The sequence below is a fragment of the Citrobacter sp. MNAZ 1397 genome, from assembly GCF_023613995.1.
GTDB classification, from domain to species: Bacteria; Pseudomonadota; Gammaproteobacteria; order Enterobacterales; family Enterobacteriaceae; genus Phytobacter; species Phytobacter ursingii.
In genome coordinates, this window is sequence record NZ_JAKIVH010000003.1 from 444,142 (window position 1) to 465,646 (window position 21,505).

38 protein-coding genes are annotated in these 21,505 nt (G+C 50.5%); 36 read left to right on the forward strand and 2 right to left on the reverse strand.

Annotated elements, in window-relative coordinates:
* Window positions 1–82 precede the first annotated feature (82 nt).
* Window positions 83–676 (forward strand): peptidylprolyl isomerase, encoded by a 594-nt coding sequence (slyD, locus tag L2097_RS19280; protein ID WP_090084060.1) that lies wholly within the window; start codon window positions 83–85, stop codon window positions 674–676.
* A 51-nt stretch (window positions 677–727) separates the two neighbouring features.
* Here the strand turns inward: slyD and L2097_RS19285 are convergent, their stop codons facing one another.
* The gene (locus L2097_RS19285; protein WP_047372870.1) at window positions 728–946 is read right to left on the reverse strand and encodes a protein SlyX; all 219 of its coding nucleotides are present in this window, start codon (window positions 944–946) and stop codon (window positions 728–730) included.
* A 233-nt stretch (window positions 947–1,179) separates the two neighbouring features.
* Between L2097_RS19285 and fkpA the strand changes: the two genes are divergently transcribed.
* The 11 genes from fkpA (at window position 1,180) to bfr (ending at window position 9,501) form a co-directional block, all read left to right on the forward strand.
* Window positions 1,180–2,016, forward strand: coding sequence for an FKBP-type peptidyl-prolyl cis-trans isomerase (fkpA, locus tag L2097_RS19290; RefSeq protein WP_047372871.1), 837 nt, complete (start codon window positions 1,180–1,182; stop codon window positions 2,014–2,016).
* A 275-nt stretch (window positions 2,017–2,291) separates the two neighbouring features.
* On the forward strand, window positions 2,292–3,014 hold the full coding sequence (locus L2097_RS19295) for a helix-turn-helix transcriptional regulator (RefSeq protein WP_041851434.1): 723 nt from the start codon (window positions 2,292–2,294) through the stop codon (window positions 3,012–3,014).
* Complete coding sequence (gene tusD, locus L2097_RS19300) at window positions 3,014–3,400, forward strand: sulfurtransferase complex subunit TusD (protein WP_229221265.1); 387 nt, start codon at window positions 3,014–3,016, stop codon at window positions 3,398–3,400. Before L2097_RS19295 ends, tusD begins: the two co-directional genes overlap by 1 nt.
* Window positions 3,400–3,759 carry a sulfurtransferase complex subunit TusC gene (gene tusC / locus L2097_RS19305; protein WP_047372873.1) on the forward strand — a complete coding sequence of 120 codons (360 nt, stop codon included), beginning with the start codon at window positions 3,400–3,402 and terminating at the stop codon, window positions 3,757–3,759. Before tusD ends, tusC begins: the two co-directional genes overlap by 1 nt.
* Before the next feature lie 7 nt (window positions 3,760–3,766).
* Entirely contained in the window at window positions 3,767–4,054 is a 288-nt protein-coding gene (gene tusB, locus L2097_RS19310; RefSeq protein ID WP_250353509.1) for a sulfurtransferase complex subunit TusB, read from the forward strand.
* Between the two features lie 123 nt (window positions 4,055–4,177).
* Window positions 4,178–4,552, forward strand: a complete 375-nt coding sequence (gene rpsL, locus L2097_RS19315) for a 30S ribosomal protein S12 (RefSeq protein WP_000246815.1) — start codon at window positions 4,178–4,180, stop codon at window positions 4,550–4,552.
* 95 nt (window positions 4,553–4,647) lie between these two features.
* Window positions 4,648–5,118 (forward strand): 30S ribosomal protein S7, encoded by a 471-nt coding sequence (rpsG, locus tag L2097_RS19320; protein WP_035894363.1) that lies wholly within the window; start codon window positions 4,648–4,650, stop codon window positions 5,116–5,118.
* An 88-nt stretch (window positions 5,119–5,206) separates the two neighbouring features.
* Window positions 5,207–7,321, forward strand: a complete 2,115-nt coding sequence (gene fusA, locus L2097_RS19325; protein ID WP_047372875.1) for an elongation factor G — start codon at window positions 5,207–5,209, stop codon at window positions 7,319–7,321.
* Between the two features lie 70 nt (window positions 7,322–7,391).
* Window positions 7,392–8,576 (forward strand): elongation factor Tu, encoded by a 1,185-nt coding sequence (gene tuf, locus L2097_RS19330; RefSeq protein ID WP_047372876.1) that lies wholly within the window; start codon window positions 7,392–7,394, stop codon window positions 8,574–8,576.
* Between the two features lie 183 nt (window positions 8,577–8,759).
* Window positions 8,760–8,954 carry a bacterioferritin-associated ferredoxin gene (bfd, locus tag L2097_RS19335; protein ID WP_039076808.1) on the forward strand — a complete coding sequence of 65 codons (195 nt, stop codon included), beginning with the start codon at window positions 8,760–8,762 and terminating at the stop codon, window positions 8,952–8,954.
* A gap of 70 nt (window positions 8,955–9,024) precedes the next feature.
* Window positions 9,025–9,501 carry a bacterioferritin gene (gene bfr / locus L2097_RS19340; protein ID WP_047372877.1) on the forward strand — a complete coding sequence of 159 codons (477 nt, stop codon included), beginning with the start codon at window positions 9,025–9,027 and terminating at the stop codon, window positions 9,499–9,501.
* A 19-nt stretch (window positions 9,502–9,520) separates the two neighbouring features.
* On the opposite strand, the gene L2097_RS19345 is transcribed toward bfr, so the two are convergent.
* Entirely contained in the window at window positions 9,521–9,970 is a 450-nt protein-coding gene (locus tag L2097_RS19345) for a prepilin peptidase (protein ID WP_250353510.1), read from the reverse strand.
* Between the two features lie 369 nt (window positions 9,971–10,339).
* Between L2097_RS19345 and rpsJ the strand changes: the two genes are divergently transcribed.
* The 24 genes from rpsJ (at window position 10,340) to rpsM (ending at window position 21,491) form a co-directional block, all read left to right on the forward strand.
* Window positions 10,340–10,651, forward strand: coding sequence for a 30S ribosomal protein S10 (rpsJ, locus tag L2097_RS19350; protein ID WP_001181005.1), 312 nt, complete (start codon window positions 10,340–10,342; stop codon window positions 10,649–10,651).
* Between the two features lie 32 nt (window positions 10,652–10,683).
* Window positions 10,684–11,313, forward strand: coding sequence for a 50S ribosomal protein L3 (gene rplC, locus L2097_RS19355; RefSeq protein WP_047372879.1), 630 nt, complete (start codon window positions 10,684–10,686; stop codon window positions 11,311–11,313).
* 10 nt (window positions 11,314–11,323) lie between these two features.
* Window positions 11,324–11,929, forward strand: coding sequence for a 50S ribosomal protein L4 (gene rplD / locus L2097_RS19360; protein ID WP_039076812.1), 606 nt, complete (start codon window positions 11,324–11,326; stop codon window positions 11,927–11,929).
* Complete coding sequence (rplW, locus tag L2097_RS19365) at window positions 11,926–12,228, forward strand: 50S ribosomal protein L23 (protein WP_000617546.1); 303 nt, start codon at window positions 11,926–11,928, stop codon at window positions 12,226–12,228. Before rplD ends, rplW begins: the two co-directional genes overlap by 4 nt.
* Window positions 12,229–12,245: 17 nt before the next feature.
* The gene (rplB, locus tag L2097_RS19370; protein WP_039076813.1) at window positions 12,246–13,067 is read left to right on the forward strand and encodes a 50S ribosomal protein L2; all 822 of its coding nucleotides are present in this window, start codon (window positions 12,246–12,248) and stop codon (window positions 13,065–13,067) included.
* Window positions 13,068–13,083: 16 nt separating this feature from the next.
* Complete coding sequence (rpsS, locus tag L2097_RS19375; RefSeq protein ID WP_001138115.1) at window positions 13,084–13,362, forward strand: 30S ribosomal protein S19; 279 nt, start codon at window positions 13,084–13,086, stop codon at window positions 13,360–13,362.
* A gap of 14 nt (window positions 13,363–13,376) precedes the next feature.
* Window positions 13,377–13,709: a 50S ribosomal protein L22 gene (gene rplV, locus L2097_RS19380; protein WP_002919773.1), complete on the forward strand. Its 333-nt coding sequence runs from the start codon at window positions 13,377–13,379 to the stop codon at window positions 13,707–13,709.
* Window positions 13,710–13,726: 17 nt separating this feature from the next.
* Entirely contained in the window at window positions 13,727–14,428 is a 702-nt protein-coding gene (gene rpsC / locus L2097_RS19385; RefSeq protein WP_000529945.1) for a 30S ribosomal protein S3, read from the forward strand.
* Window positions 14,429–14,440: 12 nt separating this feature from the next.
* Window positions 14,441–14,851 (forward strand): 50S ribosomal protein L16, encoded by a 411-nt coding sequence (rplP, locus tag L2097_RS19390; protein ID WP_007369814.1) that lies wholly within the window; start codon window positions 14,441–14,443, stop codon window positions 14,849–14,851.
* Entirely contained in the window at window positions 14,851–15,042 is a 192-nt protein-coding gene (gene rpmC, locus L2097_RS19395; RefSeq protein WP_032614707.1) for a 50S ribosomal protein L29, read from the forward strand. The genes rplP and rpmC overlap by 1 nt, the downstream gene beginning before the upstream one ends.
* Window positions 15,042–15,296 (forward strand): 30S ribosomal protein S17, encoded by a 255-nt coding sequence (rpsQ, locus tag L2097_RS19400; protein ID WP_000130100.1) that lies wholly within the window; start codon window positions 15,042–15,044, stop codon window positions 15,294–15,296. The genes rpmC and rpsQ overlap by 1 nt, the downstream gene beginning before the upstream one ends.
* 161 nt (window positions 15,297–15,457) lie before the next feature.
* Window positions 15,458–15,829 carry a 50S ribosomal protein L14 gene (gene rplN, locus L2097_RS19405; RefSeq protein ID WP_004388611.1) on the forward strand — a complete coding sequence of 124 codons (372 nt, stop codon included), beginning with the start codon at window positions 15,458–15,460 and terminating at the stop codon, window positions 15,827–15,829.
* Between the two features lie 10 nt (window positions 15,830–15,839).
* A complete protein-coding gene (gene rplX, locus L2097_RS19410; protein WP_015962742.1) occupies window positions 15,840–16,154 on the forward strand; it encodes a 50S ribosomal protein L24 in 315 nt (104 codons plus the stop codon).
* A gap of 14 nt (window positions 16,155–16,168) precedes the next feature.
* Window positions 16,169–16,708 carry a 50S ribosomal protein L5 gene (gene rplE, locus L2097_RS19415; protein WP_001096200.1) on the forward strand — a complete coding sequence of 180 codons (540 nt, stop codon included), beginning with the start codon at window positions 16,169–16,171 and terminating at the stop codon, window positions 16,706–16,708.
* A 14-nt stretch (window positions 16,709–16,722) separates the two neighbouring features.
* Window positions 16,723–17,028 carry a 30S ribosomal protein S14 gene (gene rpsN / locus L2097_RS19420; protein WP_039076814.1) on the forward strand — a complete coding sequence of 102 codons (306 nt, stop codon included), beginning with the start codon at window positions 16,723–16,725 and terminating at the stop codon, window positions 17,026–17,028.
* 33 nt (window positions 17,029–17,061) lie between these two features.
* A complete protein-coding gene (gene rpsH, locus L2097_RS19425; protein WP_039076815.1) occupies window positions 17,062–17,454 on the forward strand; it encodes a 30S ribosomal protein S8 in 393 nt (130 codons plus the stop codon).
* A gap of 12 nt (window positions 17,455–17,466) precedes the next feature.
* A complete protein-coding gene (rplF, locus tag L2097_RS19430) occupies window positions 17,467–18,000 on the forward strand; it encodes a 50S ribosomal protein L6 (protein WP_039076816.1) in 534 nt (177 codons plus the stop codon).
* A gap of 9 nt (window positions 18,001–18,009) precedes the next feature.
* Window positions 18,010–18,363 (forward strand): 50S ribosomal protein L18, encoded by a 354-nt coding sequence (rplR, locus tag L2097_RS19435; protein WP_039076817.1) that lies wholly within the window; start codon window positions 18,010–18,012, stop codon window positions 18,361–18,363.
* Between the two features lie 14 nt (window positions 18,364–18,377).
* Complete coding sequence (rpsE, locus tag L2097_RS19440) at window positions 18,378–18,881, forward strand: 30S ribosomal protein S5 (RefSeq protein ID WP_039076818.1); 504 nt, start codon at window positions 18,378–18,380, stop codon at window positions 18,879–18,881.
* Between the two features lie 3 nt (window positions 18,882–18,884).
* On the forward strand, window positions 18,885–19,064 hold the full coding sequence (gene rpmD, locus L2097_RS19445; protein WP_001140434.1) for a 50S ribosomal protein L30: 180 nt from the start codon (window positions 18,885–18,887) through the stop codon (window positions 19,062–19,064).
* Window positions 19,065–19,067: 3 nt separating this feature from the next.
* Entirely contained in the window at window positions 19,068–19,502 is a 435-nt protein-coding gene (gene rplO / locus L2097_RS19450) for a 50S ribosomal protein L15 (protein WP_047372880.1), read from the forward strand.
* A 7-nt stretch (window positions 19,503–19,509) separates the two neighbouring features.
* Window positions 19,510–20,841 (forward strand): preprotein translocase subunit SecY, encoded by a 1,332-nt coding sequence (gene secY, locus L2097_RS19455; RefSeq protein WP_047372881.1) that lies wholly within the window; start codon window positions 19,510–19,512, stop codon window positions 20,839–20,841.
* 30 nt (window positions 20,842–20,871) lie between these two features.
* On the forward strand, window positions 20,872–20,988 hold the full coding sequence (gene rpmJ / locus L2097_RS19460) for a 50S ribosomal protein L36 (RefSeq protein WP_000868187.1): 117 nt from the start codon (window positions 20,872–20,874) through the stop codon (window positions 20,986–20,988).
* Window positions 20,989–21,134: 146 nt separating this feature from the next.
* The gene (gene rpsM / locus L2097_RS19465; RefSeq protein ID WP_003863308.1) at window positions 21,135–21,491 is read left to right on the forward strand and encodes a 30S ribosomal protein S13; all 357 of its coding nucleotides are present in this window, start codon (window positions 21,135–21,137) and stop codon (window positions 21,489–21,491) included.
* The last annotated feature ends 14 nt before the right edge of the window (window positions 21,492–21,505 follow it).

Consider the following 21,505-nt stretch of genomic DNA (forward strand, 5'->3'; position numbering starts at 1 on the left):
AGTTTTTTTAAGCTAAAGGGTACACAGGGGCGGATTTCCGTTACAATCTGCGCCAGCAATTTTCCCACGCTCAGGAGATATCATGAAAGTAGCAAAAGACCTGGTGGTCAGCCTGGCCTATCAGGTACGTACAGAAGACGGTGTATTGGTTGATGAGTCTCCGGTGAGTGCGCCGCTGGACTACCTGCATGGTCATGGTTCCCTGATCTCTGGCCTGGAAACAGCGCTGGAAGGTCACGATGTCGGCGACAAATTTGATGTTGCTGTAGGCGCGAACGACGCTTACGGTCAGTACGACGAAAACCTGGTACAGCGCGTTCCTAAAGACGTCTTCATGGGCGTTGACGAGCTGCAGGTTGGCATGCGTTTCCTGGCTGAAACAGACCAGGGTCCGGTACCGGTAGAAATTACCGAAGTTGAAGACGACCACGTCGTCGTTGACGGTAACCACATGCTGGCTGGTCAGAATCTGAAATTCAACGTTGAAGTTGTTGCTATTCGCGAAGCAACCGAAGAAGAACTGGCTCACGGCCACGTTCACGGCGCGCATGGTCATGACCACGATCACGACCATGGTCACGACGGTTGCTGCGGCGGCCACGGCCACGATCATGACCACGGTCATGAGCACGGCAAAGGTGGTTGTGGCGGTCACGGCGGCTGCGGTTGCCACTAATAACTGTCGTCACGGCACAAAAAAGCGGGCATTGCCCGCTTTTTTTACATCTCAATAATGGGGCGGCGGCGTCTCTTCGGACTGTGAAGCGATGTGTGAGGGCTGGCTGGCTTTGAGTTTCTCTGCCATTAAGCGCATATGTTCGCGCAGCTTCGTCATTTCCAGTTCATGGGAAATGACCGTCTGGTTGAGCTCTTCAATGGTCATTTCCTGGAAGGCCAGTTTGCTTTCCAGTTCTGCCAGCCGCGCTTCCATTGTTAAATCGTTCATTGTGTACCTCATTCAACGTTATGCACGGTTATCACCAGGATGACGGATTTTACTGAACTTTCACCCCGTCTGCAGCATCCACCTGGCGACGCGAAACTAATTTAAACAAAAATAGTCTGAAAACAGGCGATTTCAGGGGGAGACCTTATGTTGATTTCGCCCACAACGTTTTATAGTACGTTTCTCATTTACGTTTAACCCTGGGGTGAGATGCCCCGGCCCTGGAGATATGGATGAAATCACTGTTTAAAGTCACGCTGCTGGCGACCACGATGGCCGTTGCACTGAATGCGCCGCTCACCTTCGCTGCTGAAACCGCAACGAAAGATGCAGCTGCTGCAGCTGACAGCAAAGCGGCATTTAAAAATGACGACCAGAAATCCGCCTATGCGCTGGGTGCGTCACTGGGCCGCTACATGGAAAACTCCCTGAAAGAGCAAGAGAAACTGGGTATCAAACTGGACAAAGATCAACTGATCGCAGGTGTTCAGGATGCGTTTGCTGATAAGAGCAAACTGACCGACCAGGAGATTGAACAGACTCTGCAGGCGTTTGAAACCCGCGTGAAGACCGCCGCGCAGGAAAAAATGGAAAAAGACGCTCAGGAAAACGAAACCAAGGGCAAAGCTTTCCGTGACGCGTTCGCTAAAGAAAAAGGCGTGAAAACCTCTTCTACTGGCCTGCTCTATCAGGTAGAGAAAGAAGGTACGGGTGATGCGCCGAAAGACAGCGACACCGTGGTGGTTAACTACAAAGGTACGCTTATTGACGGTAAAGAATTTGATAACTCTTATACCCGTGGCGAGCCGCTCTCTTTCCGTCTTGATGGCGTTATCCCAGGCTGGACCGAAGGCCTGAAAAACATCAAAAAAGGCGGGAAAATCAAACTCGTGATCCCACCAGAGCTGGCTTACGGTAAAAATGGCGTTCCGGGTATTCCGGCTAACTCTACGCTGGTCTTTAACGTAGAATTGCTGGATATCAAACCAGCACCGAAAGCAGACGCATCTGCTGCGCCTGATGCAGCTCCAGCCGCGGGTGATAAAGCCGCTGACGCAACCAAAAAATAATGATGCAAACGCCGCCTTTGAGCGGCGTTTTTTTTGCAGCACAGAGATTCAAACCATTCATAATGCTTCGGCGCGGAAAGACCGGCATTTTCCTGGCATACCCAAATCTGTGACCAGACAGCGCTGATGCCGTCAACAAAGAAGCAGTCTGAAGCATAAAGTGTATATAATTCTGGAAAGCGTCACCCACGCTGTATTAATTTAATCCTCTGTGTAAATGTCGAGCCTGCCCTGAAAACATAACGACAGGCTCCTGAAAAGGAGTGCTTTTTTTCATGTCCAGGTCGCTCTTAACCAACGAAACCAGTGAACTCGATTTACTGGATCAACGTCCCTTCGATCAAACTGACTTCGATATTCTGAAGTCATACGAAGCCGTTGTGGACGGGTTAGCGATGCTCATTGGTTCTCACTGCGAAATTGTTTTGCACTCCCTGCAGGATCTGAAATGTTCCGCCATTCGTATCGCTAACGGCGAGCACACCGGGCGTAAAATCGGTTCGCCGATTACTGACCTTGCATTGCGTATGCTGCATGATATGACCGGTGCGGACAGTAGCGTTTCCAAATGCTACTTCACGCGCGCGAAAAGCGGCGTTTTAATGAAATCGGTGACAATTGCTATTCGTAATCGCGACCATCGGGTCATTGGTCTGTTGTGCATCAACATGAACCTTGACGTGCCGTTCTCGCAAATCATGAACACCTTTATCCCACCAGAAACACCGGATGCCGGTTCTTCTGTCAACTTTGCTTCTTCGGTAGAGGATCTGGTGACTCAGACCCTCGAATTTACGATTGAAGAAGTAAATGCCGATCGTAACGTTTCAAATAACGCCAAGAATCGACAAATCGTTCTGAATCTCTATGAAAAAGGTATCTTCGATATTAAAGATGCCATCAACCAGGTGGCGGATCGCTTGAATATCTCCAAGCACACCGTTTATCTGTATATCCGCCAGTTCAAAAGCGGTGACTTCTCCGGGCAGGATCGTTAATGCGTTTTGCCCTGATGGTCACCGGACCGGCTTATGGTTCCCAGCAGGCGAGCAGCGCATATCAGTTCGCCTGCGCGCTGCTGGCCAGTGGGCATGAGTTGGGATGCGTCTTTTTCTACCAGGATGGGGTCAGCAATGCGAATCTGCTGACCTCTCCCGCCTCGGACGAGTTTGACCTTGTTCGCGCGTGGCAACGCCTACATGAACAGTATCAGGTTGGATTGCATATCTGCGTTGCAGCGGCGCTGCGCCGTGGCGTCGTCGATGAAACAGAGGCCGGTCAACAGGGCTTGCCTTGCGCTAATCTCCAGCCGGGGTTCACTCTCTCGGGACTGGGTACGCTGGCCGAAGCGGCATTAACGTGCGATCGTGTGGTGCAATTTTAATGAAACGTATCGCTTTTATCTTTACCTCTGCGCCACATGGATCGGCTGCCGGGCGTGAAGGCCTTGATGCCTTAATGGCCGCATCCGCTTTTACCGATGATATTGGCGTATTTTTTATTGGTGACGGTGTCTTCCAGTTGCTGGCGAACCAGCAGCCGAAGGCTATCCTGGCGCGTGATTACATCGCGACCTTTAAAGTTCTTCCTCTTTATGACATCGAAACCTGTTGGGTTTGTCAGGCATCGCTCCGTGAGCGTGGCCTGAGTGATGCGACGCAATTTGTGTTGCCAGCGCAATTGCTGGCGCCGGATGTGCTGCGTGACCAATTAGATGGATACGATGTTGTCATGACGTTTTGAGGCATTTATGTTGCACACTTTGGCTCATTCTCCCTGGCAATGTGATATGGCAACGTTACTGCGAACCGTACGCGGCGGGGACGATCTCTTATTGATTTCTGACGGCGTGATCGCTGCTGTGGAAGGCGGGCAATATCTTGAGTTGCTGCTAAATGCCCCCATAACGGTGCATGCGATGGATGAAGATATTGATGCGCGAGGTCTGTCTGGTCAAATTTCGAGCAGTGTCGTCAGGGTTGGCTATAATGATTTCGTTAGCCTGGCGGTAAAACACGAGACTCAGATGCGTTGGTGATACGGATCGTTGTATATTTCTTGACACCCTTTCAGCACAGCCATAAAATTCTGCGTCCTCATATTGCATGAGGTCGATTTATTACGTGTTTACGAAGCAAAAGCTAAAACCAGGAGCTATTTAATGGCAACAGTTAACCAGCTGGTACGCAAACCACGTGCACGCAAAGTTGCGAAAAGCAACGTGCCTGCGCTGGAAGCATGCCCGCAAAAACGTGGCGTATGTACTCGTGTATATACTACCACTCCTAAAAAACCGAACTCCGCACTGCGTAAAGTATGTCGTGTTCGTCTGACTAACGGTTTTGAAGTGACTTCCTACATCGGTGGTGAAGGTCACAACCTGCAGGAACACTCCGTGATCCTGATCCGTGGCGGTCGTGTAAAAGACCTCCCGGGTGTTCGTTATCACACCGTTCGTGGTGCGCTTGACTGCTCCGGCGTTAAAGACCGTAAGCAAGCACGCTCCAAGTATGGCGTGAAACGTCCTAAGGCTTAATGGTTCTCCGTTAAGTAAGGCCAAACGTTTTAAATTAATGTCAAACTAAACTCTTTGAGTTTTGGACAATCCTGAATTAACAACGGAGTATTTCCATGCCACGTCGTCGCGTCATTGGTCAGCGTAAAATTCTGCCGGATCCGAAGTTCGGATCAGAACTGCTGGCTAAATTTGTAAATATCCTGATGGTAGATGGTAAAAAATCTACTGCCGAATCTATCGTATACAGCGCGCTTGAGACCCTGGCTCAGCGTTCTGGTAAAAACGAACTGGAAGCATTCGAAGTAGCTCTCGAAAACGTGCGCCCGACTGTAGAAGTTAAGTCTCGCCGCGTTGGTGGTTCTACTTATCAGGTTCCAGTTGAAGTCCGTCCGGTTCGTCGCAATGCTCTGGCAATGCGTTGGATCGTTGAAGCTGCTCGTAAACGCGGTGATAAATCCATGGCTCTGCGCCTGGCGAACGAACTTTCTGATGCTGCAGACAACAAAGGTACTGCAGTTAAGAAACGTGAAGACGTTCACCGTATGGCAGAAGCCAACAAGGCGTTCGCACACTACCGTTGGTAATCCCTTCGGTTTAGTCACCAGGCGGGCGCTTCGGTGCCCGCTCTGGCTCACTTAATCTGAACGTCTAAAGCAATAAACGAGGAATCAAATGGCTCGTACAACACCCATCGCACGTTACCGTAACATCGGTATCAGTGCGCACATCGACGCCGGTAAAACCACGACTACCGAACGTATTCTGTTCTACACCGGTGTAAACCACAAAATCGGTGAAGTTCACGACGGCGCCGCTACCATGGACTGGATGGAGCAGGAGCAGGAGCGTGGTATCACTATCACCTCTGCAGCGACTACTGCATTCTGGTCTGGTATGGCCAAACAGTATGAACCGCATCGCGTAAACATCATCGACACCCCGGGGCACGTTGACTTCACCATCGAAGTAGAACGTTCCATGCGTGTTCTTGATGGCGCGGTCATGGTTTACTGCGCAGTTGGTGGTGTTCAGCCGCAGTCTGAAACCGTATGGCGTCAGGCAAACAAATATAAAGTTCCGCGTATCGCGTTCGTTAACAAAATGGACCGTATGGGCGCGAACTTCCTGAAAGTTGTTGGTCAGATCAAATCCCGTCTGGGCGCGAACCCGGTTCCGCTGCAGCTGGCGATTGGTGCTGAAGAAGGTTTCACCGGTGTTGTTGACCTGGTGAAAATGAAAGCCATCAACTGGAACGATGCAGACCAGGGCGTTACCTTCGTTTACGAAGATATCCCGGCTGACATGCAGGACCTGGCTGACGAATGGCACCAGAATCTGATCGAATCCGCAGCTGAAGCGTCTGAAGAGCTGATGGAAAAATACCTGGGCGGCGAAGAGCTGACCGAGGAAGAGATCAAGAAAGCGCTGCGTCAGCGTGTTCTGAACAACGAAATCATCCTGGTAACCTGTGGTTCTGCATTTAAGAACAAAGGTGTTCAGGCGATGCTGGATGCGGTAATTGATTACCTGCCTGCACCGACTGACGTACCGGCAATCAACGGTATTCTGGACGACGGTAAAGATACGCCGGCTGAGCGTCACGCAAGTGATGAAGAGCCGTTCTCTGCGCTGGCATTCAAAATCGCAACTGACCCGTTCGTAGGTAACCTGACGTTCTTCCGCGTGTACTCTGGCGTGGTTAACTCTGGTGATACCGTACTGAACTCCGTGAAATCGGCTCGTGAACGTTTTGGTCGTATCGTGCAGATGCACGCGAACAAACGTGAAGAGATCAAAGAAGTTCGCGCGGGCGATATCGCTGCAGCTATCGGTCTGAAAGACGTGACCACGGGTGACACCCTGTGTGACCCGGATCACCCGATCATTCTGGAACGTATGGAATTCCCGGAACCGGTAATCTCCATCGCAGTAGAACCGAAAACCAAAGCTGACCAGGAAAAAATGGGTCTGGCTCTGGGCCGTCTGGCTAAAGAAGACCCGTCTTTCCGCGTATGGACTGACGAAGAATCTAACCAGACCATCATCGCTGGTATGGGTGAACTGCACCTCGATATCATCGTTGACCGTATGAAGCGTGAATTCAACGTTGAAGCGAACGTAGGTAAACCTCAGGTTGCTTACCGTGAAGCGATTCGTCAGAAAGTTACCGATGTTGAAGGTAAACACGCGAAACAGTCTGGTGGTCGTGGTCAGTATGGTCATGTTGTTATCGACATGTACCCGCTGGAGCCGGGCTCAAATCCGAAAGGTTACGAGTTCATCAACGACATTAAAGGTGGTGTAATTCCTGGCGAATACATCCCGGCCGTTGATAAAGGCATCCAGGAGCAGCTGAAATCTGGTCCGCTGGCTGGTTACCCGGTAGTTGACATGGGCGTGCGTCTGCACTTCGGTTCTTACCATGACGTTGACTCCTCTGAACTGGCGTTTAAACTGGCTGCGTCTATTGCCTTTAAAGAAGGCTTTAAGAAAGCAAAACCAGTTCTGCTTGAGCCGATCATGAAGGTTGAAGTAGAGACGCCGGAAGAGAACACTGGTGACGTAATTGGTGACTTGAGCCGTCGTCGCGGTATGCTGCGCGGTCAGGAATCCGAAGTGACTGGCGTTAAGATCCACGCTGAAGTACCGCTGTCTGAAATGTTCGGATACGCAACTCAGCTGCGTTCTCTGACCAAAGGTCGCGCATCGTACACTATGGAATTCCTGAAGTATGATGATGCCCCGAACAACGTTGCTCAGGCCGTAATCGAAGCCCGTGGTAAATAAGCCGCAGGGTTAAAACCAAAGTCCCGTGCTCTCTCCATAAGGGGGGAGCACTATAGTAAGGAATATAGCCGTGTCTAAAGAAAAATTTGAACGTACAAAACCGCACGTTAACGTCGGCACCATCGGCCACGTTGACCACGGTAAAACTACTCTGACTGCTGCCATCACTACCGTTCTGTCCAAAACTTACGGTGGCCAGGCTCGTGCATTCGACCAGATCGATAACGCGCCGGAAGAAAAAGCACGTGGTATCACCATCAACACCTCTCACGTTGAATACGATACTGCGATCCGTCACTACGCACACGTAGACTGCCCGGGCCACGCCGACTATGTTAAAAACATGATCACCGGTGCTGCGCAGATGGACGGCGCGATCCTGGTTGTTGCTGCGACTGACGGCCCGATGCCGCAGACTCGTGAGCACATCCTGCTGGGTCGTCAGGTAGGCGTTCCGTACATCATCGTGTTCCTGAACAAATGTGACATGGTTGATGACGAAGAGCTGCTGGAACTGGTTGAAATGGAAGTTCGTGAACTTCTGTCTCAGTACGATTTCCCGGGCGACGACACACCGATCGTTCGTGGTTCTGCTCTGAAAGCGCTGGAAGGCGAAGCAGAGTGGGAAGCGAAAATCATCGAACTGGCTGGCCACCTGGATACCTATATCCCGGAACCAGAGCGTGCGATTGACAAGCCGTTCCTGCTGCCGATCGAAGACGTATTCTCCATCTCCGGTCGTGGTACCGTTGTTACCGGTCGTGTAGAGCGCGGTATCATCAAAGTAGGTGAAGAAGTTGAAATCGTTGGTATCAAAGATACTGCGAAATCAACCTGTACCGGCGTTGAAATGTTCCGCAAACTGCTGGACGAAGGCCGTGCTGGTGAGAACGTTGGTGTTCTGCTGCGTGGTATCAAACGTGAAGAAATCGAACGTGGTCAGGTACTGGCTAAGCCGGGCACCATCAAGCCGCACACCAAGTTCGAATCTGAAGTGTACATTCTGTCCAAAGATGAAGGCGGTCGTCACACTCCGTTCTTCAAAGGCTACCGTCCGCAGTTCTACTTCCGTACAACTGACGTGACTGGCACCATCGAACTGCCGGAAGGCGTAGAGATGGTAATGCCGGGCGACAACATCAAAATGGTTGTTACCCTGATCCACCCGATCGCGATGGACGACGGTCTGCGTTTCGCAATCCGTGAAGGCGGCCGTACTGTAGGCGCGGGCGTTGTAGCAAAAGTTCTGGGCTAATTACTCGCTAATTAGTTTTGAATTGAAAAGGGCGCTAAGGCGCCCTTTTTGCTGTCTGTCCGCTGGCTTGCGTCATATTTGTTCGCATTTTTTTCCATCATCCCGGCATACAAACATCGCTGTGCTATTGTAATCATAACTATTCTCATTTAGACTTTGCGCATAAATTGAACGGGAGTGATTATGTACGTTTGTTTGTGTAATGGTGTAAGTGATAAAAAAATTCGCCAGGCTGTACGCCAATTTCATCCCCAATCCTTCCAGCAATTGCGCAAATTTATTCCTGTTGGAAATCAGTGTGGTAAGTGTGTACGCGCTGCGCGTGAAATTATGCAGGACGAGTTGTTGCAGATCCCGGAATATAAAGAAACCGCCTGAGTCTTCTGCTTTTTTTTGACTTCCCTGTAGCCCGATCTACGCTTCAATGAGTGGAAGCGGAGGGACTATAATGAAAGGTGATGTCAAAGTTATAAATTATCTCAATAAGTTATTGGGAAATGAGCTTGTCGCAATCAACCAGTACTTTCTCCATGCGAGAATGTTCAAAAACTGGGGCCTGATGCGCCTGAATGATGTGGAATACCACGAATCCATCGATGAAATGAAACACGCCGATAAATACATCGAGCGTATTCTGTTTCTTGAAGGCATTCCGAATCTGCAAGACTTGGGCAAACTTGGTATCGGTGAAGATGTTGAGGAGATGCTACAGTCCGATTTACGACTGGAGCTGGAAGGGGCGAGGGATTTGCGTGAAGCCATTGCCTACGCTGATAGTGTGCACGACTATGTGAGTCGGGACATGATGATTGAAATCCTTGCCGACGAAGAAGGCCACATTGACTGGCTGGAAACTGAGCTGGATCTTATCGGCAAGATTGGTTTGCAAAACTATCTCCAGTCACAAATCAAGGTTGAAGATTAACCATCGACCTATAAATACTTTAGTAAGCTACTATCAAACCCGCGCCCGCCAGGAATGGACCAAAAGGCAGCGGGTTTTTTATTATCTGCATATTTCTGTGTTTTAACATCATGAGGCAGGCGGTGGCTGAGGCGAGTGATGCGGCAACGAAGATAAGTAAAGGTAAGGCTTGCCAGCCATGCCAGGCACCCAACGCAGCCAGAAATTTTACATCACCATAGCCGAGTCCTTCCTGATGGCGCAGGAGGCGATATCCCCAATAAAGTGCCGCGAATCCGCTGTATCCCGCGATTGCCCCAAAGACCTTTTCCTGTAACAGCATTGGATTGAACCAGCCACAATACAACAGCCCGGCCCAGAGAAGGGGGCAGGTGAAGCGATCGGGTAGAAGACCCTGCCGGACGTCATACCAAACCAGGAAGGCATTAAGTATCAGATAAATAACCATAAAGAGAACTGTACCCGCCATTTAACCTCCGATGCTTGCTTACAGCCGAGCTTCTACGATAGCGATAAGCGGCAAAAGAGGGAGAGGTGCTTCTTGCGCACCTGCTCCAGAAAAAAATAATCGCCTTACATTGTGCTGCAAACAATGTGTGAAGCCACATGCACAGGCGTTTAATTTATAAACGCCCCTTGCGTAAATGCCAGATTTACGTATAATGCGCGGGCTTGTCGTAATTGACGGCTGGTTCGATATGAACCCTGATAGCGTATTTGGCTATCAAACAATGCTCCCAATCGGGGGGCTATGTAAGAACGGTTACACTCTCCCATCAATCGTAATGGGTATGAGGAGTAATCATTTCGTCTATAAAATAATTGGAGCTCTGGTCTCATGCAGAACCAAAGAATCCGTATCCGCCTGAAAGCGTTTGATCATCGTCTGATCGATCAATCAACCGCGGAAATCGTCGAGACTGCCAAGCGCACTGGTGCGCAAGTCCGTGGTCCGATCCCGCTGCCGACCCGCAAAGAGCGCTTCACCGTTCTGATCTCCCCGCACGTTAACAAAGACGCGCGCGATCAGTACGAAATCCGCACTCACAAGCGTCTGGTTGACATCGTTGAGCCAACCGAGAAAACCGTTGATGCTCTGATGCGTCTGGACCTGGCTGCCGGTGTAGACGTGCAGATCAGCCTGGGTTAATCAGGTCATCGAGCGATTGAGAGGTTGAAACAATGATTGGTTTAGTCGGTAAAAAAGTGGGTATGACCCGCATCTTCACTGAAGATGGCGTATCTATCCCAGTAACCGTAATCGAAGTTGAAGCAAACCGCGTTACTCAGGTTAAAGATCTGGCTAACGATGGCTACCGCGCTATTCAGGTGACCACTGGTGCTAAAAAAGCTAACCGTGTAACCAAGCCGGAAGCGGGTCACTTCGCTAAAGCTGGCGTAGAAGCTGGCCGTGGTCTGTGGGAATTCCGTCTGGCTGACGGCGAAGAATTCACCGTAGGTCAGAGCATTAGCGTTGAGCTGTTTGCCGAAGTTAAAAAAGTTGACGTAACTGGCACCTCTAAAGGTAAAGGTTTCGCAGGTACCGTTAAGCGCTGGAACTTCCGTACCCAGGACGCTACCCACGGTAACTCCTTGTCTCACCGCGTTCCGGGTTCTATCGGTCAGAACCAGACTCCGGGCAAAGTGTTCAAAGGCAAGAAAATGGCAGGTCAGCTGGGTAACGAACGTGTCACTGTTCAGAGCCTGGACGTAGTACGTGTTGACGCTGAGCGCAACCTGCTGCTGGTTAAAGGTGCGGTCCCGGGTGCAACCGGTAGCGACCTGATCGTTAAACCAGCTGTGAAGGCGTGAGGAGATAGCAATGGAATTAGTATTGAAAGACGCGCAGAGCGCGCTGACTGTTTCCGAAACTACCTTCGGTCGTGATTTTAACGAAGCGCTGGTACACCAGGTTGTTGTTGCTTATGCAGCTGGTGCACGTCAGGGTTCTCGTGCTCAGAAGACTCGTGCTGAAGTAACTGGTTCCGGTAAAAAACCGTGGCGCCAGAAAGGTACCGGCCGTGCGCGTTCAGGTTCTATCAAGAGCCCGATCTGGCGTTCTGGTGGCGTGACTTTCGCTGCGCGTCCGCAGGACCACAGTCAAAAAGTTAACAAAAAGATGTACCGCGGCGCGCTGAAAAGCATCCTGTCCGAACTGGTACGTCAGGATCGTCTGATCGTTGTCGAATCTTTCTCTGTTGAAGCACCGAAAACCAAGCTGCTGGCACAGAAACTGAAAGACATGGCTCTGGAAGATGTGCTGATCATCACCGGTGAGCTGGACGAAAACCTGTTCCTGGCTGCGCGCAACCTGCACAAGGTTGACGTACGCGATGCAACTGGTATCGACCCGGTTAGCCTGATCGCCTTCGACAAAGTCGTAATGACTGCTGATGCTGTTAAGCAAGTTGAGGAGATGCTGGCATGATTCGTGAAGAACGTCTGCTGAAGGTGCTGCGCGCACCGCACGTTTCTGAAAAAGCGTCTACTGCGATGGAAAAAACTAACACCATCGTTCTCAAAGTTGCTAAAGACGCGACCAAAGCAGAAATCAAAGCTGCTGTGCAGAAACTGTTTGAAGTCGAAGTCGAAGTCGTTAACACCCTGGTTGTTAAAGGGAAAGTTAAACGTCACGGACAGCGTATCGGTCGTCGTAGCGACTGGAAAAAAGCTTACGTCACCCTGAAAGAAGGCCAGAATCTGGACTTCGTTGGCGGCGCTGAGTAAGTCGGAGGAGTAATACAATGGCAGTTGTTAAATGTAAACCGACATCTCCGGGTCGTCGCCACGTAGTTAAAGTGGTTAACCCTGAGCTGCACAAGGGCAAACCTTTTGCTCCGCTGCTGGAAAAAAACAGCAAATCCGGTGGTCGTAACAACAATGGCCGTATCACCACTCGTCACATCGGTGGTGGCCACAAGCAGGCTTATCGTCTGGTTGACTTCAAACGCAACAAAGACGGTATCCCGGCAGTTGTTGAACGTCTTGAGTACGATCCGAACCGCTCCGCGAACATCGCGCTGGTTCTGTACAAAGATGGCGAACGCCGTTACATCCTGGCCCCTAAAGGCCTGAAAGCTGGCGACCAGATTCAGTCTGGCGTTGATGCTGCAATCAAAGCAGGCAACACCCTGCCGATGCGCAATATCCCGGTTGGTTCTACCGTTCATAACGTAGAAATGAAACCAGGTAAAGGCGGTCAGCTGGCACGTTCCGCTGGTACTTACGTTCAGATCGTTGCGCGTGATGGTGCTTATGTCACCCTGCGTCTGCGTTCTGGTGAAATGCGTAAAGTCGAAGCAGACTGCCGCGCTACCCTGGGCGAAGTTGGCAATGCTGAGCATATGCTGCGCGTTCTGGGTAAAGCAGGTGCTGCACGCTGGCGTGGTGTTCGTCCTACCGTTCGCGGTACTGCGATGAACCCAGTCGACCACCCACATGGTGGTGGTGAAGGTCGTAACTTTGGTAAGCACCCGGTAACTCCGTGGGGCGTTCAGACCAAAGGTAAGAAGACCCGCAGCAACAAGCGTACTGATAAATTTATCGTACGTCGCCGTAGCAAATAATATTAGAGGATAAGCCATGCCACGTTCTCTCAAGAAAGGTCCTTTTATTGACCTGCACTTGCTGAAGAAGGTAGAGAAAGCGGTGGAAAGCGGAGACAAGAAGCCCCTGCGCACTTGGTCCCGTCGTTCAACGATCTTTCCTAACATGATCGGTTTGACCATCGCTGTCCATAATGGTCGTCAGCACGTTCCGGTATTTGTTTCCGACGAAATGGTCGGTCACAAACTGGGTGAATTCGCACCGACTCGTACTTATCGCGGCCACGCTGCTGATAAAAAAGCGAAGAAGAAATAAGGTAGGAGGAAGAGATGGAAACTTTAGCTCAACATCGCCATGCTCGTTCTTCTGCTCAGAAGGTTCGCCTTGTTGCTGACCTGATTCGCGGTAAGAAAGTGTCGCAGGCCCTGGATATTCTGACCTACACCAATAAGAAAGCGGCTGTACTGGTCAAGAAAGTTCTGGAATCTGCCATTGCTAACGCTGAACACAACGATGGCGCTGACATTGACGATCTGAAAGTTGCGAAAATTTTCGTAGACGAAGGCCCGAGCATGAAGCGCATTATGCCGCGTGCAAAAGGTCGTGCAGATCGCATCCTGAAGCGCACCAGCCACATTACTGTGGTTGTGTCCGATCGCTGAGACTCTGGAGACTAGCAATGGGTCAGAAAGTACATCCTAATGGTATTCGCCTGGGTATTGTCAAACCTTGGAACTCTACCTGGTTCGCGAACACCAAAGAATTCGCTGACAACCTGGACAGCGATTTTAAAGTACGCCAGTACCTGACTAAGGAACTGGCTAAAGCGTCCGTATCTCGTATCGTTATCGAGCGTCCGGCTAAGAGCATCCGTGTGACCATTCACACCGCTCGCCCGGGTATCGTTATCGGTAAGAAAGGCGAAGACGTAGAAAAACTGCGCAAGGTCGTAGCGGATATCGCTGGCGTTCCTGCTCAGATCAATATCGCCGAAGTTCGTAAACCTGAACTGGACGCAAAATTGGTTGCTGACAGCATCACTTCTCAGCTGGAACGTCGTGTTATGTTCCGTCGTGCTATGAAGCGTGCTGTACAGAACGCAATGCGTCTGGGCGCTAAAGGTATCAAAGTTGAAGTTAGCGGCCGTCTGGGCGGCGCGGAAATCGCACGTACCGAATGGTACCGCGAAGGTCGTGTTCCGCTGCACACTCTGCGTGCTGACATTGACTACAACACCTCTGAAGCGCACACCACTTATGGTGTAATCGGCGTTAAAGTGTGGATCTTCAAAGGTGAGATCCTTGGTGGTATGGCTGCTGTTGAACAACCGGAAAAACCGGCTGCTCAACCGAAAAAGCAGCAGCGTAAAGGCCGTAAATAAGGAGCGTCGCTGATGTTACAACCAAAGCGTACAAAATTCCGTAAGGTGCACAAAGGCCGCAACCGTGGTCTGGCGCAGGGCACGGATGTGAGCTTCGGCACTTACGGTCTGAAAGCTGTTGGCCGTGGTCGTCTGACCGCTCGTCAGATCGAAGCAGCACGTCGTGCCATGACACGTGCAGTTAAGCGTCAGGGTAAGATCTGGATCCGTGTATTCCCGGACAAACCGATCACCGAGAAGCCGCTGGAAGTTCGTATGGGTAAAGGTAAAGGTAACGTGGAGTATTGGGTTGCCTTGATTCAGCCGGGTAAAGTCCTGTATGAAATGGACGGCGTTCCGGAAGAGCTGGCCCGTGAAGCCTTCGAGCTGGCAGCAGCAAAACTGCCGATTAAAACCACCTTTGTAACTAAGACGGTGATGTAATGAAAGCAAATGAGCTGCGTGAAAAAAGCGTTGAAGAGCTGAACGCTGAGCTGCTGAACCTGCTGCGTGAGCAGTTCAACCTGCGTATGCAGGCTGCAAGTGGCCAGCTGCAACAGACTCACCTGCTGAAGCAGGTTCGTCGTGATGTTGCACGCGTTAAGACTTTACTGACTCAGAAGGCGGGTGCGTAATGACCGATAAAATCCGTACTCTGCAAGGTCGCGTAGTTAGCGACAAAATGGAGAAATCCATTGTTGTTGCTATCGAACGTTTTGTGAAACACCCAATCTACGGTAAATTCATCAAGCGTACGACCAAACTGCACGTACATGACGAGAACAACGAATGCGGTATCGGTGACGTGGTTGAAATCCGCGAATGCCGTCCGCTGTCCAAGACTAAGTCCTGGACGCTGGTTCGCGTTGTAGAGAAAGCGGTTCTGTAATACAGTACGCATTCTCAATAATAAACGGTCCAGCGATGGGCCGTTTATTTTTTCTACCCATATCTAAGAAGCGGTGTTATAATGCCGCGCCCTCGATATGGGGCTTTTTAACGACCCGTTTTTAGGGTCTCAGTAGTAGTTGACATTAGCGGAGCACTAAAATGATCCAAGAACAGACTATGCTGAACGTCGCCGACAACTCCGGTGCACGTCGCGTAATGTGTATCAAGGTTCTGGGTGGCTCGCACCGTCGCTACGCAGGCGTAGGCGACATCATCAAGATCACCATCAAAGAAGCAATTCCGCGTGGTAAGGTCAAAAAAGGTGATGTGCTGAAGGCGGTAGTGGTGCGCACCAAGAAGGGTGTTCGTCGCCCTGACGGTTCTGTCGTTCGCTTCGATGGTAATGCTTGTGTTCTTCTGAACAACAACAGCGAGCAGCCCATCGGTACGCGTATTTTTGGGCCGGTAACTCGTGAACTTCGTTCTGAGAAGTTTATGAAAATCATCTCTCTGGCACCAGAAGTACTCTAAGGAGCGAATCATGGCAGCGAAAATCCGTCGTGATGACGAAGTTATCGTGCTGACCGGCAAAGATAAAGGTAAGCGCGGTAAAGTTAAGAATGTCCTGTCTTCCGGCAAGGTCATCGTTGAAGGTATCAACCTGGTTAAGAAACATCAGAAGCCGGTTCCGGCCCTGAACCAACCAGGCGGCATTGTTGAGAAAGAAGCAGCTATTCAGATCTCTAACATTGCAATCTTCAATGCGGCAACCGGCAAGGCTGACCGTGTAGGCTTTAGATTCGAAGACGGCAAAAAAGTCCGTTTCTTCAAGTCTAATAGCGAAACTATCAAGTAATTTGGAGTAGTACGATGGCGAAACTGCATGATTACTACAAAGACGAAGTAGTTAAAAAACTCATGACTGAGTTTAACTACAATTCTGTCATGCAAGTCCCTCGGGTCGAGAAGATCACCCTGAACATGGGTGTTGGTGAAGCGATCGCTGACAAGAAACTGCTGGATAACGCAGCAGCTGACCTGGCAGCAATCTCCGGTCAAAAACCGTTGATCACCAAAGCACGCAAATCTGTTGCAGGCTTCAAAATCCGTCAGGGCTATCCGATCGGCTGTAAAGTAACTCTGCGTGGCGAACGCATGTGGGAGTTCTTTGAGCGCCTGATCACTATTGCTGTTCCACGTATCCGTGACTTCCGTGGCTTGTCCGCTAAGTCTTTTGACGGTCGTGGTAACTACAGCATGGGTGTCCGTGAGCAGATCATCTTCCCAGAAATCGACTACGATAAAGTCGACCGCGTGCGTGGTTTGGATATTACCATTACCACTACTGCGAAATCTGACGAAGAAGGCCGTGCTCTGCTGGCTGCCTTTGACTTCCCGTTCCGCAAGTAAGGTAGGGTTACTTAATGGCTAAGCAATCAATGAAAGCACGCGAAGTAAAGCGCGTAGCTTTAGCTGATAAATTCTTCGCTAAACGCGCTGAACTGAAAGCTATCATCTCTGATGTGAACGCAACCGACGAAGATCGTTGGAATGCCGTTCTCAAGCTGCAGACTCTGCCGCGTGATTCCAGCCCGTCTCGTCAGCGTAATCGCTGCCGTCAAACTGGTCGTCCGCACGCTTTCCTGCGGAAGTTCGGGTTGAGCCGTATTAAGGTCCGTGAAGCCGCTATGCGCGGTGAAATCCCGGGTCTGAAAAAGGCTAGCTGGTAATTGTCACCAATTGAATCACGGGAGTAAAGACAGATGAGCATGCAAGATCCGATCGCGGATATGCTGACCCGTATCCGTAACGGTCAGGCCGCGAACAAAGCTGCGGTCACCATGCCTTCCTCCAAGCTGAAAGTGGCAATTGCCAACGTGCTGAAGGAAGAAGGTTTTATTGAAGATTTCAAAATCGAAGGCGACACCAAGCCTGAACTGGAAGTAGCTCTTAAATACTTCCAGGGCAAAGCTGTTGTAGAAAGCATTCAGCGTGTCAGCCGCCCAGGTCTGCGCATCTATAAGAAAAAAGATGAGCTGCCGAAAGTTATGGGTGGTCTGGGTATTGCAGTTGTTTCTACCTCTAAAGGTGTTATGACTGATCGTGCAGCGCGCCAGGCTGGTCTTGGTGGCGAAATTATCTGCTACGTAGCCTAATCGGAGGAAAAAATGTCTCGTGTTGCTAAAGCACCGGTCGTTATTCCTGCCGGCGTTGATGTAAAACTCAACGGTCAGGTTATCACGATCAAAGGTAAAAACGGCGAGCTGACTCGTACTCTCAACGATGCTGTTGAAGTGAAACATGCAGATAACGCTCTGACTTTCGGTCCGCGTGATGGTTACGCAGACGGTTGGGCTCAGGCTGGTACCGCGCGTGCCCTGCTGAACTCAATGGTTATCGGTGTTACCGAAGGCTTCACTAAGAAGCTGCAGCTGGTTGGTGTAGGTTACCGTGCAGCGGTTAAAGGGAATGCAGTAAACCTGGCTTTAGGTTTCTCTCATCCTGTTGACCATCAACTGCCGGCTGGCATCACTGCAGAGTGCCCGACTCAAACTGAAATCGTGCTGAAAGGCGCTGATAAACAGTTGATCGGTCAGGTTGCAGCTGATCTGCGCGCCTACCGTCGTCCTGAGCCTTACAAAGGCAAGGGTGTTCGTTACGCCGACGAAGTCGTGCGTACCAAAGAGGCTAAGAAGAAGTAAGGTAACACTATGGATAAGAAATCTGCTCGTATCCGTCGTGCGACCCGCGCACGCCGCAAGCTCAAAGAGCTGGGCGCAACTCGCCTGGTGGTACATCGTACCCCGCGTCATATTTACGCACAGGTAATTGCACCGAACGGTTCTGAAGTTCTGGTAGCTGCTTCTACTGTAGAAAAAGCTATCTCTGAACAACTGAAGTACACCGGTAACAAAGACGCGGCTGCAGCTGTGGGTAAAGCTGTCGCTGAACGCGCTCTGGAAAAAGGCATCAAAGATGTGTCCTTTGACCGTTCCGGGTTCCAATATCATGGTCGTGTCCAGGCACTGGCAGATGCTGCCCGTGAAGCTGGCCTTCAGTTCTAAGGTAGAGGTGTAAGATGGCTCACATCGAAAAACAAGCTGGCGAACTGCAGGAAAAGCTGATCGCGGTAAACCGCGTATCTAAAACCGTTAAAGGTGGTCGTATTTTCTCCTTCACAGCTCTGACTGTAGTGGGTGATGGTAACGGTCGCGTAGGTTTTGGTTACGGTAAAGCTCGCGAAGTTCCGGCAGCGATCCAGAAAGCGATGGAAAAAGCCCGTCGCAATATGATTAACGTCGCGCTGAACCACGGCACCCTGCAGCACCCGGTTAAGGGTACTCACACGGGTTCTCGTGTATTCATGCAGCCGGCTTCCGAAGGTACCGGTATCATCGCCGGTGGTGCAATGCGCGCCGTCCTGGAAGTCGCTGGGGTTCATAACGTTCTGGCTAAAGCATATGGTTCTACCAACCCGATCAACGTGGTTCGTGCAACTATTGATGGCCTGGAAAATATGAATTCTCCAGAAATGGTCGCTGCCAAGCGTGGTAAATCCGTTGAAGAAATTCTGGGGAAATAAACCATGGCAAAGACTATTAAAATTACTCAAACCCGCAGTGCAATCGGTCGTCTGCCGAAACACAAGGCAACGCTGCTTGGCCTGGGTCTGCGTCGTATTGGTCACACCGTAGAACGTGAGGATACTCCTGCCGTTCGTGGTATGGTCAACGCGGTTTCCTTCATGGTTAAAGTTGAGGAGTAAGAGATGCGTTTAAATACTCTGTCTCCGGCCGAAGGCTCCAAAAAGGCGGGTAAACGCCTGGGTCGTGGTATCGGTTCTGGCCTCGGTAAAACCGGTGGTCGTGGTCACAAAGGTCAGAAATCTCGTTCTGGCGGTGGCGTACGTCGCGGTTTCGAGGGTGGTCAGATGCCACTGTACCGTCGTCTGCCGAAATTCGGTTTCACTTCTCGTAAAGCAATGATCACTGCAGAGATTCGTCTCTCTGATCTGGCTAAAGTAGAAGGCGACGTAGTTGACCTGAACACGTTGAAAGCAGCAAACATTATCGGTATTCAGATCGAGTTCGCGAAAGTGATCCTGTCTGGTGAAGTTTCTACTCCGGTAACTGTTCGTGGCCTGCGTGTTACTAAAGGCGCTCGTGCTGCTATCGAAGCTGCTGGCGGTAAAATCGAGGAATAAGTAGCAGATGGCTAAACAACCGGGATTAGATTTTCAAAGTGCCAAAGGTGGCTTAGGCGAGCTGAAACGCAGACTGCTGTTTGTTATCGGTGCGCTTATTGTGTTCCGTATTGGCTCTTTTATTCCGATCCCTGGTATTGATGCCGCTGTACTTGCCAAACTGCTTGAGCAACAGCGAGGCACCATCATTGAAATGTTTAACATGTTCTCTGGTGGTGCTCTCAGCCGTGCTTCTATCTTTGCTCTGGGTATTATGCCGTACATCTCGGCATCAATTATTATCCAGCTGCTGACGGTCGTTCATCCGGCCCTGGCAGAACTGAAGAAAGAAGGGGAATCTGGTCGTCGTAAGATTAGCCAGTACACCCGTTACGGTACTCTGGTGCTGGCAATATTTCAGGCAACCGGTATAGCTACTGGTTTGCCTAATATGCCTGGTATGCAGGGCCTGGTTATTAACCCGGGCTTTGCATTCTATTTCACCGCTGTTGTAAGTCTGGTTACAGGAACGATGTTCCTGATGTGGCTCGGCGAACAGATTACTGAGCGTGGTATCGGTAACGGTATCTCAATCATTATCTTCGCTGGTATCGTTGCGGGACTCCCGCCAGCCATTGCCCATACTATCGAGCAAGCGCGTCAAGGCGACCTGCACTTCCTCCTGTTGCTGTTGGTTGCAGTATTAGTATTTGCAGTGACGTTCTTTGTTGTATTCGTTGAACGTGGTCAACGCCGCATTGTGGTAAACTACGCGAAACGTCAGCAGGGTCGTCGTGTCTATGCTGCTCAGAGCACACATTTGCCGCTGAAAGTGAATATGGCGGGGGTAATCCCGGCAATCTTCGCTTCCAGTATTATTCTGTTCCCGGCAACCATCGCGTCATGGTTCGGGGGCGGTACTGGTTGGAACTGGCTGACAACAATTTCGCTGTATTTGCAGCCTGGGCAACCGCTTTATGTGTTACTCTATGCGTCTGCAATCATCTTCTTCTGTTTCTTCTACACGGCATTGGTTTTCAATCCGCGTGAAACAGCAGATAACCTGAAGAAGTCCGGTGCATTTGTACCAGGAATTCGTCCGGGAGAGCAAACGGCGAAGTATATCGATAAGGTAATGACCCGCCTGACTTTGGTTGGTGCGTTGTATATTACTTTTATCTGCCTGATCCCGGAGTTCATGCGTGATGCGATGAAAGTGCCGTTCTACTTCGGTGGGACCTCGCTGCTTATCGTTGTTGTCGTGATTATGGACTTTATGGCTCAAGTGCAAACTCTGATGATGTCAAGTCAGTACGAGTCTGCATTGAAGAAGGCGAACCTGAAAGGCTATGGCCGTTAATGGTCGCCCGAGAAGTTACGGAGAGTAAAAATGAAAGTTCGTGCTTCCGTCAAGAAATTATGCCGTAACTGCAAAATCGTTAAGCGTGATGGCGTCATCCGCGTGATTTGCAGTGCCGAGCCGAAACATAAACAGCGCCAAGGCTGATTATTTCGCATATTTTTCTTGCAAAGTTGGGTTGAGCTGGCTAGATTAGCCAGCCAATCTTTTGTATGTCTGTACGTTTCCATTTGAGTATCCTGAAAACGGGCTTTTCAGCATGGTGCGTACAAGTAAAATTATAGGAGTGCATAGTGGCCCGTATAGCAGGCATTAACATTCCTGATCAGAAACATGCTGTGATCGCATTAACTTCGATCTACGGCGTCGGCAAGACCCGTTCCAAAGCCATCCTGGCTGCAGCGGGTATCGCTGAAGATGTTAAGATCAGTGAGCTGTCTGAAGAACAAATCGACACGCTGCGTGACGAAGTTGCCAAATTTGTCGTTGAAGGTGATCTGCGCCGTGAAATCAGCATGAGCATCAAGCGCCTGATGGATCTTGGTTGCTATCGCGGTTTGCGTCATCGTCGTGGTCTGCCAGTGCGCGGTCAGCGTACTAAGACCAACGCACGTACCCGTAAGGGTCCGCGCAAACCGATCAAGAAATAATCGGGGTGATTGAA